This is a genomic window from Streptomyces lycii (genome assembly GCF_009735685.1).
Lineage (GTDB): Bacteria > Actinomycetota > Actinomycetes > Streptomycetales > Streptomycetaceae > Streptomyces > Streptomyces lycii.
The window spans coordinates 1-18,240 of record NZ_WHPN01000049.1; the positions used below are offsets into that span (position 1 = coordinate 1).

Annotated in this window: 15 protein-coding genes; 8 read left to right on the forward strand and 7 right to left on the reverse strand. The window is 75.3% G+C overall.

Annotated features, from left to right (window positions below; genetic code table 11):
* Window positions 1-56: 56 nt before the first annotated feature.
* Complete coding sequence (locus GCU69_RS02565; RefSeq protein ID WP_156205007.1) at window positions 57-1,847, reverse strand: serine hydrolase domain-containing protein; 1,791 nt, start codon at window positions 1,845-1,847, stop codon at window positions 57-59.
* Window positions 1,848-2,094: 247 nt separating this feature from the next.
* On the opposite strand from GCU69_RS02565, the gene GCU69_RS02570 reads away from it, so the two are divergent.
* From GCU69_RS02570 to GCU69_RS02580, 3 genes are all read left to right on the forward strand, one after another.
* Window positions 2,095-2,637 carry a VOC family protein gene (locus GCU69_RS02570; protein ID WP_098750715.1) on the forward strand — a complete coding sequence of 181 codons (543 nt, stop codon included), beginning with the start codon at window positions 2,095-2,097 and terminating at the stop codon, window positions 2,635-2,637.
* Window positions 2,638-2,748: 111 nt separating this feature from the next.
* Complete coding sequence (locus tag GCU69_RS02575; protein WP_098750714.1) at window positions 2,749-3,291, forward strand: type 1 glutamine amidotransferase domain-containing protein; 543 nt, start codon at window positions 2,749-2,751, stop codon at window positions 3,289-3,291.
* Window positions 3,292-3,435: 144 nt separating this feature from the next.
* Complete coding sequence (locus tag GCU69_RS02580) at window positions 3,436-3,681, forward strand: DUF397 domain-containing protein (RefSeq protein ID WP_098750713.1); 246 nt, start codon at window positions 3,436-3,438, stop codon at window positions 3,679-3,681.
* A 117-nt stretch (window positions 3,682-3,798) separates the two neighbouring features.
* Here GCU69_RS02580 and GCU69_RS02585 read toward each other — a convergent pair whose 3' ends face one another.
* Genes GCU69_RS02585 through GCU69_RS02595 form a run of 3 tightly spaced genes read right to left on the reverse strand, consistent with a single transcriptional unit; the run spans window position 3,799 to window position 5,884 of the window.
* A complete protein-coding gene (locus tag GCU69_RS02585) occupies window positions 3,799-4,551 on the reverse strand; it encodes a leucine-rich repeat domain-containing protein (protein WP_156205008.1) in 753 nt (250 codons plus the stop codon).
* Window positions 4,548-5,234 carry a maleylpyruvate isomerase family mycothiol-dependent enzyme gene (locus tag GCU69_RS02590; RefSeq protein ID WP_235978167.1) on the reverse strand — a complete coding sequence of 229 codons (687 nt, stop codon included), beginning with the start codon at window positions 5,232-5,234 and terminating at the stop codon, window positions 4,548-4,550. Before GCU69_RS02590 ends, GCU69_RS02585 begins: the two co-directional genes overlap by 4 nt.
* Window positions 5,231-5,884 carry a pyridoxine/pyridoxamine 5'-phosphate oxidase gene (locus GCU69_RS02595; protein ID WP_156205010.1) on the reverse strand — a complete coding sequence of 218 codons (654 nt, stop codon included), beginning with the start codon at window positions 5,882-5,884 and terminating at the stop codon, window positions 5,231-5,233. Before GCU69_RS02595 ends, GCU69_RS02590 begins: the two co-directional genes overlap by 4 nt.
* A gap of 47 nt (window positions 5,885-5,931) precedes the next feature.
* On the opposite strand from GCU69_RS02595, the gene GCU69_RS02600 reads away from it, so the two are divergent.
* The 3 genes from GCU69_RS02600 (at window position 5,932) to GCU69_RS02610 (ending at window position 9,580) form a co-directional block, all read left to right on the forward strand.
* Window positions 5,932-6,564, forward strand: coding sequence for a CGNR zinc finger domain-containing protein (locus GCU69_RS02600; protein ID WP_098750709.1), 633 nt, complete (start codon window positions 5,932-5,934; stop codon window positions 6,562-6,564).
* Between the two features lie 132 nt (window positions 6,565-6,696).
* Entirely contained in the window at window positions 6,697-7,197 is a 501-nt protein-coding gene (locus GCU69_RS02605; protein ID WP_098750708.1) for a hypothetical protein, read from the forward strand.
* Window positions 7,198-7,249: 52 nt separating this feature from the next.
* Complete coding sequence (locus tag GCU69_RS02610; RefSeq protein WP_156205011.1) at window positions 7,250-9,580, forward strand: glycoside hydrolase family 95 protein; 2,331 nt, start codon at window positions 7,250-7,252, stop codon at window positions 9,578-9,580.
* A gap of 158 nt (window positions 9,581-9,738) precedes the next feature.
* On the opposite strand, the gene GCU69_RS02615 is transcribed toward GCU69_RS02610, so the two are convergent.
* Window positions 9,739-11,739, reverse strand: coding sequence for an N-acetylmuramoyl-L-alanine amidase (locus GCU69_RS02615; protein ID WP_156205012.1), 2,001 nt, complete (start codon window positions 11,737-11,739; stop codon window positions 9,739-9,741).
* 306 nt (window positions 11,740-12,045) lie between these two features.
* Window positions 12,046-13,209 (reverse strand): aminoglycoside phosphotransferase family protein, encoded by a 1,164-nt coding sequence (locus GCU69_RS02620; RefSeq protein WP_156205013.1) that lies wholly within the window; start codon window positions 13,207-13,209, stop codon window positions 12,046-12,048.
* A 232-nt stretch (window positions 13,210-13,441) separates the two neighbouring features.
* Here GCU69_RS02620 and GCU69_RS02625 point away from each other — a divergent pair, with 232 nt between their 5' ends.
* Entirely contained in the window at window positions 13,442-14,947 is a 1,506-nt protein-coding gene (locus GCU69_RS02625; RefSeq protein ID WP_156205014.1) for a DNA-binding protein NsdB, read from the forward strand.
* Between the two features lie 56 nt (window positions 14,948-15,003).
* Here GCU69_RS02625 and GCU69_RS02630 read toward each other — a convergent pair whose 3' ends face one another.
* Window positions 15,004-16,455, reverse strand: coding sequence for a PP2C family protein-serine/threonine phosphatase (locus GCU69_RS02630; RefSeq protein ID WP_156205015.1), 1,452 nt, complete (start codon window positions 16,453-16,455; stop codon window positions 15,004-15,006).
* 343 nt (window positions 16,456-16,798) lie between these two features.
* Here GCU69_RS02630 and GCU69_RS02635 point away from each other — a divergent pair, with 343 nt between their 5' ends.
* Window positions 16,799-18,220: a hypothetical protein gene (locus GCU69_RS02635; protein WP_098750702.1), complete on the forward strand. Its 1,422-nt coding sequence runs from the start codon at window positions 16,799-16,801 to the stop codon at window positions 18,218-18,220.
* The last annotated feature ends 20 nt before the right edge of the window (window positions 18,221-18,240 follow it).

An 18,240-nucleotide genomic window follows, 5' to 3' on the forward strand; every position in this document is an offset into this window, starting at 1 on the left:
GTGCCGGCGCAGGGCCGGCGGCACACCCGTGCGCGGTCGGTGACGCAACCCCCGGGTCAGTCGGCCGACGGGGTCCAGCCGTCCGGGACGATCCGGTCCGCGTCCCGCCGGCGGGAGTCGTCGAAGACGGTGCGCCCGCCGTCCGTCACCCTGATGCCGTCCGCGTACACCCCGCGTCCGCTGTACAGCCCGTCGGTGGTGCAGCGCCAGCGCAGCCGCACGGGCGCGTCGCGCCAGGGGGAGAGGCCGGCGTGCGCGCGATGCCAGACGCGCCCCGACCAGCCGCTCACCGAACCCTCCGGATGGCTGCTCGGAGGGCTGCCGGGACGCTCGGTGGTGAAGGGCACCGGCTGCCAGGTCCTCCCGCCGTCCGCCGACGCCTCCAGACGCAGCAGATCGGCTTCCGGCTCGGTGTCCCACCACAGGGAGAACGCGAGTCCGGCCTCCTCGCCGGTGAGCGTCAGCTCGGGCAGCGTGAGCGTCGCCGTCGTGTCGTTGGCCGTCCCCGCGAACCAGGCGGTGCGCCCGTGCGCCGGCCGGACCGGTACGGCGCGCGCGAGACGGGTCGCGGCCGCGACGCGCGGTGCGCTGCCGGAGCGCCAGCTGCGCACCGGGTGCACCGAGTTGCCGAGCAGTACCAGGAAGGAGTCGGAGACCGGGTCGAGCACCAGGCAGGTGCCGGTGAAACCGGTGTGCCCGGCGGTGTGCGGGGTGGCCATCGCGCCCATGTACCAGTGCTGGTACAGCTCGAAGCCGAGACCGTGTTCGTCGCCGGGGAACGCCGTGTTGTAGTCCGTGAACATCAGCTCCACCGACTCCGGCCGGAGGATCCGGGTCCGTCCGTACGCGCCGCCGCTCAGCAGGGTCCGGCACAGCACGGCCAGGTCCCAGGCGCAGGAGAACACGCCCGCGTGGCCCGCGACCCCGCCGAGGGCGTAGGCGTTCTCGTCGTGCACCTCGCCCCAGACCATGCCCCGGTCCAGGCCGCTCCACGGCGCGCGGGCGTCCTCCGTCGCGGCGATCCGCGGCCGCCAGGAGGCGGGCGGGTTGTAGCGGGTGCGGTGCATCCCGAGCGGGCCGGTGATCTCCTTGCGGAGCTGGACGTCGAGCGGCCGGCCGGTGATCTTCTCCAGGACCAGCTGAAGGGAGATCAGATTGAGGTCGGAGTAGAGGTAGGCGGTGCCCGGCGGATGGGCGAGCCGCTCGTTCCACAGCAGCCGGAGCCTGGCCTCGCGGTCCGGCTCCTTGTAGAGCGGGATCCAGGCGCGGAAGCCCGAGGTGTGGGTGAGCAGCTGGCGGACCGTGACGTCCTGCTTGCCGCCGCCGGAGAAGTCGGGGAGGTAGGAGGCGACGGGAGCCTCCAGTTCGAGGGTGCCGCGCTCGATCTGCTGGACCGCGAGGATCGAGGTGAAGAGCTTGGAGACGGAGGCGAGGTCGAAGACCGTGTCCCCGGCCGCCGCGATCTGCCGGTCGGCGGGCAGCTCGACCCCGGTGTCGGTCGTCTCGTCGTACGCCGCGTAGCGGACCGCGTGGCCGATGGCCTCGTGCAGGGCGACCGTCCGGCCGCGGCCGGCGAGGACCACGGCACCCGCGTACCACGGGTGCTCGGGGGAGGGGCCGAGGAAGGTGCGGGCGTCGTCCATCAGCCGGTCCAGGTGCGGCTGGAGCAGACCGGCCCGGGCGGCCGTGCCCCGGCGCAGCACGGGGGCGGGCCCGCCGGATCCGGAGTCGGGGGCGGCGGCCGCCCCGGACGGTGCGGAGACCAGTACCAGGGAGCCGCCGAGCGACAGCGCCCCGGCCCCGAATCCCCGCCGGGTCAGTCCTCTGCCCACGCCGTCGTCGGCCATCGCGGCACCCTCCTGAAAGATTCTTCCGGACTGCTGATCATGTGGTGAAACTTTCTTCCCGTTGTTGTGTCACTGTCAACCCTCCGGCGCCGGCCTGTGTGCCGACCGCCGCTCCCGGCACGCTCCGCGGTGTCCCCCGCCCGGCCGCGGCTCTCCGGCCCCCGACAAGGTGTTTGCCCCTTCAACCATTCATACTGGGAGCGCCGCACACGACCGGTGTGCGGCGCGCGCCGAGGAGGTAGACCGCATGCCCCAGCCAGAAGGTGCCGAACTGGAGGCCGTACGCGCCCGCCGGGAGGATCTGCGCAAGCGCCATCTCCGCGCGCCCGGCGACCGTCCGGAGACCACCGCCCGAGGCGTCCATCACGTCGCCTTCATCTGCCGGGACGTCGAGGAGACGATCCGCTTCCACCAGGAATTCCTCGGCTTCCCGCTGGTCGAGATCGTGGAGAACCGGGACTACCGGGGCTCGACGCACTTCTTCTTCGACATCGGCCACGGCAATCTGCTCGGCTTCTTCGACTTCCCCGGGCACGACCATCCGCCCGCCTCCGAGACCCTCGGCGGCGTCCAGCACCTCGCCCTGTCGGTCGGCGACGAGCAGTTCGCCCGCGCCCGTGCCGCCCTCGACCGCGAAGGCGTCGACTATGTGGGACCGGACCGCGGCGTCGAGGACAGCCTCTACTTCCGCGACCCCAACGGCGTCCCGATCGAGCTGTACCGCGAGCGGCTCGGCGTCTTCGAGGGCAACGTGATCACCGGCCCGGAGGCGGGCCGGAACGCGGGCTGAACCGGCTCGCGGCCCCCTCCCGGCCCGCCTCCCATCGGCTGTTTCGTGCCCATGTGCCCGGGTACGCGGCGGATGCACCGCCGAACACCGATGCGAGAGGACGTGGGAAACGTGAAGGTTGCCTTCCTCGTGGCCCCCGAAGGCGTCGAGCAGGTCGAGCTGACCGAGCCGTGGCAGGCCGTGACCGACGCGGGATGGACGCCCGAACTGGTCTCCACCGCGTCCGGCGAGATCCAGGCGTTCAACCACCTGGACAAGGCCGACACGTTCCCGGTCGACCGGACCGTCGCGGACGCCCCGGTCGGGGACTACGACGGCCTGGTGCTGCCCGGCGGCGTCGCCAACCCCGACTTCCTGCGGCTCGACGAGAAGGCCGTGGCCTTCGTGCGCGGCTTCTTCGAGGCGGGCAAGCCGGTCGCCGCGATCTGCCACGCGCCGTGGACCCTGGTCGAGGCCGATGTCGTACGCGGCCGGACCCTCACCTCCTGGCCCAGTCTGCGGACGGACATCGGCAACGCGGGCGGCCGGTGGGTCGACGAGCAGGTGAAGATCTGCCACGCCGAGGACAGCACGCTGGTCACCAGCCGCAAGCCGGACGACCTCAAGGCCTTCGACGAGGCCTTCGTCGCCGAGTTCGGGAAGACCGCGGGCTGACCCGGGCGGCGCCCGCACGGCCCGGCCCCGCCGCACGCCCGGCTCCGGCCGGCCGGCGGGGCCGCGGCGTTCCGCCCGCGCCCTGTCCCGCACCCGCCGCGATCGCTACGCTGGCCCGGTCAGGCGGACCGGGAGGAGCAGGACGTGGCCGACAGCACCACGCAGGAGCGGACACCGGTGGCGGAGGGCGGGACGCCCCAGCTCGATCTGAGCAACGCGGACTGGCAGTCCGGCAGTCAGGGGGCGGGTGACGTCCAGATCGCCTTTGTCGAGGGCTTCATCGCGATGCGCAACCGGCGCAACGCCGGGGTGCCCGCGGTGGTTTTCAACCCGGCGGAGTGGCGGGCGTTCGTGCTGGGCGCCCGGGAGGGCGAGTTCGACCTGACCTAGCCGGGCCCGGGACAGCTCCGTGCGCCCGAAGCGGCCCGTGGCCCGTACGCCCCGCGAGCGGGCTCCGGGCGGGCCCGCTCCGGAGACGGACCGGTCCGTACGCCGGAGCGGCGCGGCTCACCGCAGGACGGTGCAGCCGCGCCGCTCCAGCTCGCGGACCACCGGCGAGCGCTCGTCCACCCCGTTCCAGCGCAGGTCGAGCTTCTCCAGCGACGGCAGCTCCACGAGCCAGTCCGGCGGCGCGCACCGGGGATTGCCGCGCAGATCGAGATGGCGCAGCAGCGGCAGCCCGGCCATCTCCGGGGGCAGCCCGGTCAGCTCGTTGTCGCGCAGCTCCAGGACGCGCAGTTCCCGCAGGGCCCCGGTCCCGGCGGGCAGCTCCGTGAGCCGGTTGCCGCACAGGAACAGCTCGCGCAGCCTCCGCAGGCCGCCGAGCGATCCGGGCAGGGCCCGCAGCCGGCAGTGCCGCAGCCGGAGTTCGAGCAGTTCTCCCATGCCCCCGGTGCTCTCCGGCAGCTCGGTCAGCCGGTTCTCCCCGGCGTTGAGGTACCGCAGCCGGCTCAGCCGCCCCAGCGACCGGGGCAGCTCCGTGAGCCGGTTGGCGTGGAGATACAGGAAGCGGGAGAGGGCGGGCAGCCCGGTGATCTCCTCCGGTACGGAGACGAGCGCGTTGTGACCGAGGTCCAGGGTGTGCAGCCGCCGCAGAGCGCCCACTCGGGGCGAGAGCTGTGTGAGCCCGTTGCCCGCGAGGATCAGCACCTCCAGACCGGTCCGCCGCCACACGTCCTCCGGCACCGCGCCCAGCCCGCGCTTCCACAGGTCGAGCGTGTCCGGCCGGTGCGCCGCACCCCCGGGCGGGGCGGCCGTCACGGCCAGGGACCCAGCTCCGGCAGGGCCGCTCCGTCGCACCTGAGCGGCCCCTCCGGGGCGCGGCCGGCCATCCAGGCGGTCAGGTCGCCCAGCGCGCCGCGCACGGTGACGCCGCCCGCACCGGCGGACCGGGTCTCGGGGCCGTCCGTCGCCACCAGGGTCAGGCCGCCCGCCGGTGCGCGGGGGGCGAGGAAGTCCAGGGCGTGGCCGCAGAAGTCGCGGGACCAGTCGCGCGGTCCGGCACCGAGCCGCGCGTCGACCGTGTGGATCTCCAGCTCCCGCCACCAGCACAGCAGTGCCGCCGCGGCGTCACCGTCCCGGTAGCGGGTCGGCAGGGACCAGTCGGCCGGGCCCAGCGCCCGCCAGGCGCTCTCCGCCCCGGCGAGCGCCTGCCCGAGAGCCGTACGCAGCTCGTCGGCCGTCCGCTGCGCGCCCGCCTCGATGGCGGCGTCCCGGCCCACCGCGCGCCCGCCGTCGTACAGCTCGATCAGCTCGCCGCGCACGGCGTACCGGGCCTGCCGGGCCAGCGCCGCGCCGATGCCCTCGATGTGCGACAGCACATGCGCCCGGGACCAGCCCGGCAGCGCGCTCGGGGCGCGCGCCTCCGCGTCGGTCAGGCCCGCGACGGCGGCGGACAGCCGGGCGTGCCCGGCCAGGACCGTGTCGAGCGGGGGCGGGGTCACGGCCACAGCAGCTCCTTGGCCCAGCCGTCCGGGGTGCGGGAGTAGCGCAGCCGGGTGTGGCCGCGGCCGTGGTCGCCCTGCCAGAACTCCACCGTCCCGGGCCTCAGGGTGTAGAGGGTCCAGTCCGGAGCCACCGCGTCCGGCTCCCGTTCCAGCCGGGCGAGGGACCGCCGCACGGCGGCGTCCCGGGTGGCGGGGCTGTCCAGCACCTGGCTCTGCCGCCCGAGCAGGGCCTCGGCGCGGGCTCCCGGGCCGCGCGCCAGGAAGTCGGCCGCACCGCGCTCCGCGGGCTCCGGCTCGACCGGCCCGCGCAGCCGGACCTGCCGGGCGAGCGGCTGCCAGAAGAAGGTGAGCGCCGCGTACGGGCGCTCCGCCAGATCCCGTCCCTTGGCGCTGGCGGCGTGGCTCGCGAACTGCCAGCCCCGCTCGTCCGCGTTCTTGAGGATGAGCACCCGGGCCGAGGGCCGGCCGTCCGCCCCGGCCGTGGACAGCGTCATGGCGTGCGGCGCCGGCACGCCCGCCCGTACGGCGCCGAGCAGCCAGTCCGTGAACAGCGCCTCCGGCGTCTCCGGAGCGTCCTGGACGTCGAACACGGGCAGCTCGCCGGTGAACACCTCCAGCCCGCGCAGGAGTTCCCGCAGTCCCGCCATGAGCCCCCTCCATCCCTAATGGTTGATAAGGACATTACCATTAGGCCATGACAGAGCAGCTGGCGCTGGAACTGGCCGTCACCGTGCGCCACGACGGACAGGGCGGGGTCGCCGACGACCTGCTGACCCCCGGCGGCCTCGCGCACTGGCTCCACGGCAGGGACGGCGGGCCGGCGCTCCGGGCGCTCGTGGAGTCCGGCGGGTTCACGGCGGACGAACCGGCGCTGCGGGCCGTGCGGGAGGTGCGGGCCGCCGTACGGGCGCTCTTCGCCCGGGCCGTCGCGCCGCGGCCGGCGAGCGCGGCCGACGCCGGGCGGCTGATGCGCGCGGAGGACGCCCTCGATGTGCTCGCGGCCGCCGCGGGGCGCGTGCCGACCGTCGCGCGCCTGGACTGGCCGCCGGACGGCGCCCCCTCGCTCCGGCGCGCTCCCGCCGTCCCGGCCGCTCCGGCCGACCGGCTCGCCGCGCTGCTGGCCGAGGCCGCCATGGACTTCCTCGCGGGCCCGGAGCGCGACCGGCTGCGGGCCTGCCCCGCCCCGCGCTGCGTGCGCTACTTCGTCAAGGAGCACCCGCGCCAGGAGTGGTGCAAACCGTCCTGCGGCAACCGGACGCGCGTCGCCCGCCACCACGCCCGTCACCACGCCCGGCAGCGCCCCGCCCCGCCGGCCCCCGACGCCTGACCGGCGGCGGGGTCCTCCCGGCGGCGCCCCGTGCCGGCTGCGCCCCGGGCGGACGAGGAGGGCGCGGGCCCCGGAGGCCGGTGGCACGGGGCGCCGCCGCCCGAGCGGCGCACGGCCACGTACCATGTCCGCATGTCGTTCCTCCGCCGCCGCAGCGCAGCCACGCCCACCGGGCCGGACTTCGATGTCCTCGCGATGGACCCCGGTGACTGGCCGGGCAACCTCGGCGCCGGCCTGCTTCCCGCGCCCGACGGGAGCTGCCAGGGCGTCTTCCTCCGCTACGACCTGTTCGGCGGCCGCGGCCCCGCGATGATCATCGGCAATCTGCCCGAGGGCTCCCCGGCCCGCGAACTCGCCGACGGCGAGGCCCCCTTCGAGGTGACCCAGCTGCTGGCCGCGCTCGGCAACGAGGACCCGGTGCGCGTCGTGGAGACCGAGGACACCCCGGTCATGCACGACGACAACCTGCTCATCGTCCGCCGGATCAAGGTCTCGGAGGACCGGGTCTCCTGCGCCCAGTTCGACCGCAGCGACGGCGTCCTCGTCACCATCGCCAGCTGGGACCGGCCGATCACCGACGAGCTGTACCGGCTGCTGAAGCCGCTGCCCGCGGAGCTGTTCCAGCAGGGCTGACACCGGGGCGCGGCGTTGTCGCGCGCACCCGCAGCGTCTAGCGTGACCGCCCATGTCGCAGAGCACCGGAGCGCAGACGCCGCCTCAGGACCTCCGTCTCCTTTACGGGCGGCCCGCCGCCGACTGGGAACGGGAGGCCCTGCCCATCGGCAACGGGGCCCTGGGCGCGACGGTCTTCGGCGCCGTGGACACCGAACGCCTGCTGATCAACGAGAAGACACTGTGGACCGGCGGCCCGGGATCCGCCGAGGGCTACGACCACGGAAACGGCCACGGAGACGGGCCCGGCGCGCTGGAGGCCGTACGCAGGCGGCTGGACCGGCAAGGCTCGCTCGCCCCCGACGCCGTCGCAGCCGCGCTCGGCCGTCCCCGGCGCGGCTACGGCGCGTACCAGATGCTCGGGGAACTGCTGTTGGAGCGGCCGGGCGCACCGTCCCGCGCGGAGGACTACCACCGCGAACTGCACCTCGGCACCGCGGTCGCCGCCGTCCGCCACACCGAGAACGGGGTCGCGCACACCCGCGCCTACTTCGCCTCCCACCCCGCGGGCGTGATCGCCGGACGGCTCGGCGCCGACCGGCCCGGCGCCACCGGCTTCACCCTGCGCCTCCTCTCCCCGCACGGCGGGGAGGTCACGGTGGCGGACGGCCGGATCACCCTGCGCGGCGCGCTCGCGGACAACGGCCTGCGCTACGAGGCGCAGCTCCAGGTCGTCACCGAGGGCGGCACCCGCACCGACGGCACCGGCGAGGTCACCGTCACCGGGGCCGACAGCGCCTGGTTCGTCCTCGCGGCGGGCACCGACTACGCCGACACCCCGCCCCGTTACCGCGGCGAGGACCCCCGTGAGCGGATCACCGCCGCCGTCGACCGGGCCGCCGCCCGCGGCTGGCAGCCGCTCCTCGAGGAGCACACCGCCGACCACCGCCGCCTGTTCGACCGGGTCACGCTCGACCTCGGCGGCAGGACACCCGCGGGACGGCGCACCGACGAACTGCTCGCCGCCTACACCGGCGGCCCCGGCAGCGCCGACCGGGCCCTGGAGGCGCTCTGCTTCCAGTACGGCCGCTACCTCCTCATCGCCTCCTCGCGCCCCGGCTCGCTCCCCGCGAACCTCCAGGGCGTCTGGAGCGAGGGCACCGCACCGCCCTGGTGCGGCGACTACCACACCAACATCAACCTCCAGATGAACTACTGGCCCGCCGCCGTCACCCACCTCGACGAAACGGCGGACCCGTACGACCGCTTCGTGGAGGCGCTGCGCGCACCGGGCCGGGTCACGGCCGAGCGCCTGTTCGGCACCCCCGGCTGGGTCGTGCACAACGAGACCAATCCGTACGGCTTCACCGGGGTCCACGACTGGCCGACGGCCTTCTGGTTCCCGGAAGCCGCCGCCTGGCTCGCCCAGCCGATGTACGACCGTTACCTCTTCAGCGCCGACACCGGCTACCTCCGGGACACCGCCTATCCGGTCATGCGCGAGGCCGCGGAGTTCTGGCTCGCGAACCTGCGCCCCGACCCTGCCGACGGCACCCTGGTCGTCTCACCCTCCTACTCGCCCGAGCACGGCGACTTCACCGCGGGCGCCGCCATGTCCCAGCAGATCGTCCACAACCTGCTGACCAGCACCCTCGAAGCGGCCGGAATCCTGGACGAGGACCCGGCGTTCCGGCAGCGCCTGCGCGACGCCCTCGACCGGCTCGACCCCGGTCTCCGGACCGGCTCCTGGGGGCAGCTCCAGGAGTGGCGGGCCGACCTGGACGACCCGGAGGACCGGCACCGGCACGTGTCGCATCTCTTCGCGCTCCACCCCGGCCGGCAGATCACTGCGGACGGGCCCCGGGCCGGGGCGGCCAGGACCTCCCTCGCCGCGCGCGGAGACGGCGGCACCGGCTGGAGCAGGGCGTGGAAGGTCAACTTCTGGGCGCGGCTGCGCGACGGCGACCGGGCGCACCGCTCGCTTGCCGGGCAGCTGACCGACTCCACCCTGCCCAACCTCTGGGACAGCCACCCGCCGTTCCAGATCGACGGCAACTTCGGTGCCACCGCGGGGATCGCCGAGATGCTCGTGCAGAGCCGGTTCGGCGAGGTCGACGTGCTCCCCGCGCTGCCGCGTGCCTGGCCGGCCGGGTCCGTGCGCGGGCTGCGCGCACGCGGTGACATCACCGTCGACGTGGACTGGGCGGACGGCCGGGCGGTGACCGTGGTGCTGGCCACCGGACGCACCGGACCGGTCGTGCTGCGCAGCGGCCTGCTCGCGGGCGCGTACACCGTCCGCGCCCGCGGGGGAGGAGCACCGCCCGGCATGACGGAACGCGGCCGCGGGACGGTGGTGTTCACGGCCGAGGCCGGGGGCCGCTACGTCTTCACGGCGCGGCCATGACCCGCCCGGGCCCGGCCCCGCACCCGCCCGGACAGGCGCCGGTGCCGCCCGGGCCCGCCCCGGATGCCGCTCGGGTGCCGCCCGGCGGTCCTTCGGCAGTCCCCGCGCGACGGGAGGGCCGCGGTGTCCCCGGCGGCCCTCCCGTACACGCGCGGCGGTTACGACCCCGAGCCGCGCACGACCACGTCGGCGGCCTTCACGAACGCCACCCGGTGCCCGAACTGGATCTGGTGGTACTCCTCCTCGCCCCGCACGACCTTGTGCCCGGCCGGGTCGAAGGTCGTCGCCCAGTAGTACTCGCCCGCCGTCCGCGGGCCCGCGGCGTACTCCTGGCCCGCGAGCAGCCGGTACGGCAGCGGTGAGACCGGCTGCACCGGCACGCCCTCCGGATAGGCCGACGCCTCCGGGTAGGCCCGCCCGTACACCGGCACCTCCGAGAGCCCGGGGCGCGGTGTGACGACCGGCCCGCTCGCGTCCACGGCGGTCGGCTGCTGCCGGGGATTGCGGAACCAGGCCTTCTCGCCGAGATACCACACCGCCGTCCAGTCCCCCCGCCGTTCGGCGACCGCGAACCGCTGACCGGTCGACGCCCGCGCCCCCGTGTCGTTCACGCCCGTCGTCGACCCGCCGCCGTCCGGGCGCAGCCCCGGGTCCCGCACCAGCGGTGCGTCCTGGTCCGGCGCGGTGTGCAGCCGCACGGCCCCCGACCCGTGCGGCGGGCAGGGCGTGCCCGCCTCCGCGCACCCGGTGTGCACCGGCTGGTGGCTGTCGTAGTCGGGGCGGATGGTGACCAGCCCGCCGTCCGGCCCGGCCGAGCGGTGCAGCGGGGCGCCGAGCAGCCGGAAGTAGTGCGCCCAGTCCCAGTACGGGCCGGGGTCGGTGTGCATGCCGGGGATGCTGCCCGCGGTGGTGCCGGGGACGTTGTCGTGGCCCAGGATGTGCTGCCGGTCCAGCGGGATGTCGTACTTCCGCGCCAGATGCCGCACCAGCCGGGCCGACGTGCGGTACATCGCCTCGGTGTACCAGGCGTCCGGCGAGACCAGGAAACCCTCGTGCTCCAGGCCGACGGACTTGGCGTTGACGTACCAGTTCCCCGCGTGCCAGCCGACGTCCGACAGGTCGAGATGCTGGGCGATGTGGCCGTCGGAGGAGCGCAGGCTGTACTGCCAGGAGACGTACTCCGGGTCCTGCACGAGCTGGAGGGTGGTGTCCCAGGTCGCCTCCGTGTCGTGGACGACGATGTAGTCGATGTCCTGGGACTCCGGACGGTCCGCCTTGTCGTGGTTGCCGTAGTCGCCGTCGCCGAACTCCTCGTACGGCGCCGGGACCCACTCGCAGGACACGGTGACGGGGCACTCCGTCCGGCCGCCGCCGTCGTCCGTCGCCCGCAGCCCCAGCCGCGCGGCCTGGGCCCTCTGCGGCCGGACCGCCGGAGCCGCGGGGAGCGTCACGACCTGCCCCTCGCCGGTGGTCCGCCGCTCGCCGCTCCGGATGACGCCGAAGACGTCGTCGGCGAACGTCGTCGCCGTGCCGAGGTCCGGTGCCCCCGAGTAACGCGCGACCGCTCCGTACCAGTCGGCCGCGTCCCCGCCGAGCGGCAGCCCGAGGTCCCGCTGCGCGGCCGCGAGCAGGGCGGCCCCGCCCCGGATGTTCGCCGCCGGGTCCCGGCGCAGTTCACCGGGCGGGATGCCGGTCAGCGCTGCGGCCCGCTCCAGGGTGCGCAGCCGGGCGGGCAGCTTCTCCGGGGCGCGCTGCTCCCCTTCGCCCCGTGCGGGGTCCGCGGCCGGCCGGGGGCGGGCGCCGTCGCCGCGCGGGTCCTCGTCCCCGTGGCTGTGGTGCGGCGCGCCGGCCAGGGCCGTCCGGACGTCCGTGAGGTGCATCGGCCCGTAGCCGCCGCTGACGCTGGCCGCGCCGCGGTGGCCGTCCCAGCGGGACTGGAGATACGACACGCCGAGCAGCACGTCGTCCGGCACCCGGTAGCGCTCGGCGGCGTCGGCGAACGCCCGCTGGAGCGCGCCCGAGCCGGCCCCGGCCGCCGCGGGCGGCGCCGCGGTGAACAACGGGAGCAGCAGTGCCGCGGCGGCCGCAGCGGACGCGGACCGGCGCAGCCGGTGCCCCCGCCGCGGACCTTCCGCTTCATCGGTGACGGAACCTCGCAAGGCGCCTCCTCGGGTCGGCCGTGCCGGGGTGGTGCCGTGCCCGGCGGGGATCTTCGGTGAGTTCCCCAGAGGTAGCGCCTGGGCGGGGACCCGTCAACGACCGTGCGCGGTCCGGTTTCCCGCCTCCGGCCGGCCGGCGGCCGCGGCGGCCGCGGAACCGTGCCCGCCGCGCGGCGCGTGACGGCTCATGCGCCTGCCGGGCGTGGGCGTCCGCGGCCGCCCAGCGGGTGCCGGACCGGCTGGGTGCCCGTCACCGCTCAGCGCGTACGTCCGCTGCACCCGTGTCCGCTGCACCCACGTCCGTTCTCAGCGCGTGCCCACCGCCGCCCGGACCGCCTGGCGCGCGAGGGAGCAGTCCTCGTGCAGCCGGCGCAGCAGCAGCCGTTGTGCCTCGCCCGGCACCCCGGTGGTGCCCGGCGCGCCACCGCGGCCGGTATCGGCGGCGGGCGGCTCCGGGTCCCGCATCATCCGCTGCACCGCGGTCTCGTAGGTCCGGATCTCCCGGGTCAGCACCAGCATCAGGTTGACCAGGAACGCGTCGCGCGCGTCCGGCCCCTGGGCCTGGGCCAGCCGGGAGATCCGCCGGCGGGCCGCCGGGGCGTCGCCGAGCACCGCCCACAGGGTGGCCAGGTCGTACCCGGGGAGATACCAGCCGGCGTGTTCCCAGTCGACCAGCACCGGACCGGCCGGGGACAGCAGGACGTTGGAGAGCAGGGCGTCGCCGTGGCAGAACTGCCCCCGGCCCTGTCCGTGCCGGCCACCGGAGTGCGCCAGCCCGTGCAGCAGCTTCTGGAGGTCGCCCATGTCCCGGTCGGTGAGCAGCCCCAGCTCGTGGTAGCGGGTCAGCCGGCCGGCGTAGTCCAGCGGGACGTCGAACAGCCCGGCGGCGGGACGCCACTGGTTCACCCGGCAGATCGTCTGGAGCACCGCCCGGACGTCGGCCCGCGGCGGAGCCTCCAGCGGATGCCGGTGCAGCGAGGCGACCCGGCCCGGCATCCGCTCCATCACCAGCGTGCAGTTCTCCGGGTCCGCCGCTACCAGACGCGGCACCCGCACCGGGGGACGGTGCCGGACGAACGCGCGGTAGGCCGCTATTTCGTGCCGCGCCCGTTCCGCCCAGGCGGGGGAGTGGTCGACCAGGCACTTCGCGACGGCCGTGTTGCGGCCGGTCGTCCCGACGAGGAGGACGGAGCGTCCGCTGCGGCGCAGCACCTGCACCGGATGGAACTCCGGGCAGACGCGGTGCACCGCGGCGATGGCCGTCCGCAGCTGCGCGCCCTGCGGGCCGGACAAGTCGATTCTCCCGCTGAGGGGTTGGCGGCCGGTGCCGGTCCGCAGCGCCCGTCCGCCGTCCGCCTGCGCGGGCACACCGGGCAGGGTTCCCGCGGGGACACGGCCGGGGTGCCGGCCGCCCGGCTGGGGGCGGTACGGCCGGGGCGGAGCGGACACGGAGGACGATGCTGCGTACATGGGCGGTACAGATCCCTTCGTGTGCCGGCGGATTGCGTGCGCCGCCCGGCCCCGGCCGGGGCCGGCACCCTGGGGAGTGCCCGGCCGGCCGGGACGGGGTGGCGCGTTCCTACTCGACACCCGGCCGCGGGTGGCACACCATGTGGCGGACCCTGGCGAACCCTGGCGAATGGTCGCCCGGCCCCCAGGGGGCCGTTAATGTCGAGTCAGCCGAGGAACCTGGGGGCTCGACGTGACCAAGGAACCCAACACCCGGCTCGCGGACCTGTTCGGCCTCACCGGATGGTCCAAGGGCGAGCTCGCGCGGTTGGTCAACCGTCAAGCGGCGGCCATGGGGCACCCGCAGCTGGCGACCGACACCTCGCGGGTGCGGCGGTGGATCGACACCGGCGAAGTGCCGCGCGATCCCGTGCCCAAGGTACTGGCTTCCCTGTTCACCGAGCGCCTCGGCCGTGTCGTGACCATCGAGGATCTCGGGTTAGGCCGGCACGGGCACCACGCAGCGAAGCAGTCCGCCGACGGACTGCCGTGGGCGCCCGAACAGACCGCCGCGGTCCTCACCGAATTCACGGGAATGGACCTCATGCTCAATCGACGCGGCTTGGTGGGCGCGGGCGCCGCGCTCGCCGCAGGCTCAGCACTCACGAGCGCCATGTCCGCATGGCTGCAGACCGATCCGGCGCAGGCGCTGCCCGGCCCCCGCGGCGGCGGGATCACCGGCGCCGAGCGCGCGGACTTCGACCGCTACGACGCGGCGCCCGTCGGCTCCCAGGAGATCGAGGAACTCGAGCGCTCCGTCGAGGTGTTCCGCGCCTGGGACGCGGCCCGCGGCGGCGGGCTCCAGCGCAAGGCGGTGGTCGGCCAGCTCAACGAGGTCGGCGGCATGCTCGGGTACCGCCACCCCGAGCATCTGCAGCGCAGACTGTGGGGGGTCGCCGCCAATCTGGCGGTGCTGGCGGGCTGGATGTCCCACGACGTCGGCCTCGAGTCGACCGCGCAGAAGTATTTCGTCATCGCCGCGCACGCGGCCCGCGAGGGCGGGGACCGGCCGCGGGCGGGCGAGGCGCTCTCCCGGGCCGCCCGCCAGATGCTGCACCTCGGCCGGCCGGACGACGCCCTGGACCTGATGAAGCTCGCCCAGTCCGGCTCGGGCGAGGAGACGCTGCCGCGCACCCGGGCGATGCTCCGGACCGTCGAGGCCTGGGCACACGCCTCCACCGGCCGCGGCCAGGCGATGCGCCGCAGCCTGGGGGAGGCCGAGGAGCTGTTCGTCTCGGACCGGGGCGATGTGCCGCCGCCCAGTTGGATGCAGATGTTCGACGAGGCGGACCTGCACGGCATGCAGGCCCTGGCCTTCCGGACCCTCGCCGAGCACGAACCCTCGGCCGCCGCCACCGCGCAGCGGCACGCGGAGGAGGCCCTGCGGCTGCGGGGCAGCGGGCGCCAGCGTTCGCAGATCTTCGACTACATCTCGCTGGCGTCGGCCTGCTTCATCGGCGACGACCCCGAGCGGGCCGACCGGTACGCCCGGCTGGCGCTGGTGTCGATCGGGGAGACGTCCTCACACCGGACCTGGGACCGGCTGCGCGAGATGTACCGGCTGACCGGGCAGTACGCCGGTTATCCGAGGATCGAGGAGCTGCGGGAGAAGATCCAGGCCGCGCTGCCGAAGGCGCCCGCGAAGGGCCCGGCGCGCCGGGGCGCGGCCGTCTGGCCGGCCGTCCAGCCGACCGTCTGAGGCTCCGGTACCCGCTGCCGTCCGCTCCCTGCCGCTCCGGCCCGCAGGCGTCCCGTTCAGCCCGTGACCCGGGCCACCAGGACGCAGGCGTCGTCCTCGCGCCGTGCGCCGCCGAACTCCTCGACCAGGATCCGTACGCACTCCTGCGCGTCGCGTGCCCCGGCGAACCGGGGCGCGAGGGCGAGGAGTTCGCGGCCGCGGTCCCCGGCGTTCGCGGTGTGGCGCATGAGGCCGTCGGTGTGCAGCAGCAACAGGTCGCCGGGGAGCAGCCGTTCCGCCGCCTGCCCGTACACCGCCTCGGAGGTCGCTCCGAGGAGCACGCCCGGGGGCGGTGTCAGGGCCCGGCCGGTGCCGTCGCGGAACAGCAGCGGGGCGGGGTGGCCCGCCTGTGACCAGGCCAGGGTGCGGCTCGGGGGATCGTAACGGCAGCATACGGCGCTGCCGAGCGCGGGCTGCGCGGAGGCGTCGAGCAGTTCGTTGAGCCGGTCCATCAGCGGGCCCGGCTCGACTCCGGCGAGCGCCATCCCGCGCAGCGCCCCGAGCAGCATCGCCATGCCCGAGGCCGCCACGACGCCGTGGCCGGTGAGGTCTCCGGTGCTGAGCAGCGTCCGGCCGCCGGGCAGCCGCAGGGCGTCGTACCAGTCACCGCCGACGAGGGCGCCGGTGGCGGAGGGGAGGTGGTGCGCGGCGAGGTCGAGGGAGGAGTCGGCTGCCTGCGGGAACCGCAGCGGGCCGCGCCACGCGGGCAGCACGGCCTCCTGGAACTCCGCGGCGAGGCGGTGCGCGGTCCGTTCGGCCTGCTGCCGGCCGGCCGGGCCGTCACCGGTCCCGCCGGCGGCCGGTGCGCGGTCACGGGCGGCACCGACCTCGCGGAGCACCGCCCACATGGTGGCGGTGCAGCCGTGCTCGTCGAGCACGGGCTGTCCGGTCATGTGCAGGGTGCAAATGTCACCGTCCGCGCGGACGACGCGGAACTCCCCGTCGATCGGCTTGCCGTCCACGAGACAGTCGGTGAGCATCGCGGTCAGCGCGGGCTGGTCCTCCTCGGGCAGCCACGAGGGCAGCTCGTCCAGGGAGAGCGGCCCGTCCTCGGGAGAGCGGCCGAAGACGGCGAACAGCTCACGGGACCAGACGACCTCGTCGGTGAGGAAGTTCCATTCGGCGCTGCCGGCCCGGCCCGTGTCCGCCCGCTCCGGCGGAGCCGCGTGAGCGGGAGGAGGAGCGGCGGCCGGTTCTTCGTCCGGGCGGGCGGTGCCGGCGGGCGGTGCGCCCTCGCGGAGCTGTCCCAGCTGCCGGCCGAGGTCGTCCAGCTGGTGGACGGCGAGTTCGCACACCGCGCGCTGCCACCGGGCCTGCGGATCGTCGGGACCGTCACCTCCGGCGTCCGCCTCCCGCCGGACGGCGTCGACCCCGCCGCGGAGACGGCGGGCCTGCGAGATGAGGTCGTCGACCGTGTCGCGCTCGGGCGGCTCGGCGGCCGAGCGGTCCGCGGACACATGGGGCGGCATGAAGAACTCCGATACGGGCGCGGCACGGACAGGTCTGCCGGATCTGCCGGGTGGGCCGGTTACGACTGTTGCACAGGGAGCGACGGGCCGTAAGGGGTTTGGCAATACCCGATACGGTGGTGCTTCTGGCATATGCCAAAGGCTTGACGAGGAGATCGGCGCCGGTCCCGGGCCCGCCCGCGGGACCCGGGCCGACGGAACCTCCCGGTCCGGGTAGGCTGCCCCGGCCGGGCCCCGAAACCCGCGCCGTTCACCAGGCGTAAGCCGGCCCGTCACCGGCAAGGATGCCGGTCAGCGGAAATATCCCGTTGCCAGTGAACCCCCCGCACCGGATGCTGACCTCATGTTCGATCCAGACATAGCGCCCAGCGGCACCCTGCTCGGCCTCCTCCAGCGAGGCCGCGGCGACGGGACCCTGCACGCCCTCGCCGCCCCGCGGGCCGAGGCGCTCGCGGCGCTGCACCACTGCGTGCTGCACGATCCCCGGCACGACTGGCAGCTCGAGAACCGCTCCCTCTACTACGCGCGGCTCCACCGCGCCCTCGACGGCGGGCTCGGCGAGATCGAACAACACCTCTTCGGCCCCGAGGACCTCCTCGACCCCGCCGAGGAACGGACCGGGCTCGCCCTGTCGGTCCTCGGCCATCTCGCCGGCTACGGCCGCGAGGACGCCCTGAAGCTGCTGCACCGGTACGCGGCCTCCGGCGCCAACTGGTCCTGGGCCCTCGACGAGCTGGCGCTGCGCGCCGACGACGCCGCGCTGCTGTCCCTGCGCGAGCCCGTCCTCGCCCGCTTCCCGGCCGGCTCCGAGGGCGACACCGCCCTCGCCGCCGCCGTGCGCGACGCCTACGAACCCCGGCCGTGGCGGCTCTGGGGCGACCGGGCGGACGACACGTCCCGTGCCGCCGCCAGGATCCGCGCCGCCCGCGAACAGGGCTCCTTCGACCGCTGGCAGCGCCAGCTCCGGCCGGCCGGGCCCAGCCCGGGCTGGAGCGTGGAGGAGGTCCTGGATTGGGTCCAGCGGTGCTTCGACGGCCACCCGTCGCAGCTGCGCTACGAGGCCGCGGCCCGCTGCCTCGCCGCCGTCGCCGGTCCGGAGGACCGCCCGCGCATCGTCGACGCCGCCCTCGGCGGCCCGGAGGCCGCTCGCGGCGCCGCTCTGCGCTATCTCGCCGACCAGCAGGACCCCGACGCGCTGGACCTGCTGGACGCCGGCGCGTCGAGCCCGTCGGCCGTCGTCTCCGAGGCGGCCCTGCGCTCCTTCGAACGGATGCGGAGCGTCGCCGCCCTCGAACGCGCCCGGGCGTGGGCGCACCGCACCGACGCCGTGGGCAACGCCGCGGCCGGAATGCTCGCCTGCCGGGGCGGCCTCCGGGACGCCGACCTGGTGCTGGCCGCCCTGCGCCGCACGGTCCGTACCCAGGGGGCCGACGCGCCAGACCTGTGGACCCTCGTCGACGGCGCGGGCCGGCTGCGGATCGGCTGCGCCGCGCCCGTCCTCCGCCACCTCTACCGGGAGACCTCCTCCTCACGGCTGCGCGGCCGCGCCGCGCGCGCCCTGGCCGCGACCGACCCGTCCTTCGCGGCCGGCTTCGCCGTCGAATGCCTGTGGGACTGCGAGGAGACCACCCGCGAACTCGCCGCCCGGCACGCCGCGATCGGGGACGCCCGGGTCGTCGAACAACTGCGCAGGCTCGCCGCCGACCCGGCGGAGGAGGCGGAGGTGCAGACCGCGGTGCGCAGCCGCATCGGCCCGGAGGACTGACCCGCGCGGGAAACGCTCAT

Bases quoted from the DNA above. Each gene is read 5' to 3' on its own strand.
- GCU69_RS02565 (WP_156205007.1), bottom strand. From the start codon at position 1,847: ATGGCCGACGACGGCGTGGGCAGAGGACTGACCCGGCGGGGATTCGGG.
- GCU69_RS02570 (WP_098750715.1), top strand. From the start codon at position 2,095: ATGCCCCAGCCAGAAGGTGCCGAACTGGAGGCCGTACGCGCCCGCCGG.
- GCU69_RS02595 (WP_156205010.1), bottom strand. From the start codon at position 5,884: ATGGCGGGACTGCGGGAACTCCTGCGCGGGCTGGAGGTGTTCACCGGC.
- GCU69_RS02600 (WP_098750709.1), top strand. From the start codon at position 5,932: ATGACAGAGCAGCTGGCGCTGGAACTGGCCGTCACCGTGCGCCACGAC.
- GCU69_RS02605 (WP_098750708.1), top strand. From the start codon at position 6,697: ATGTCGTTCCTCCGCCGCCGCAGCGCAGCCACGCCCACCGGGCCGGAC.
- GCU69_RS02610 (WP_156205011.1), top strand. From the start codon at position 7,250: ATGTCGCAGAGCACCGGAGCGCAGACGCCGCCTCAGGACCTCCGTCTC.
- GCU69_RS02620 (WP_156205013.1), bottom strand. From the start codon at position 13,209: ATGTACGCAGCATCGTCCTCCGTGTCCGCTCCGCCCCGGCCGTACCGC.
- GCU69_RS02630 (WP_156205015.1), bottom strand. From the start codon at position 16,455: ATGCCGCCCCATGTGTCCGCGGACCGCTCGGCCGCCGAGCCGCCCGAG.
- GCU69_RS02635 (WP_098750702.1), top strand. From the start codon at position 16,799: ATGTTCGATCCAGACATAGCGCCCAGCGGCACCCTGCTCGGCCTCCTC.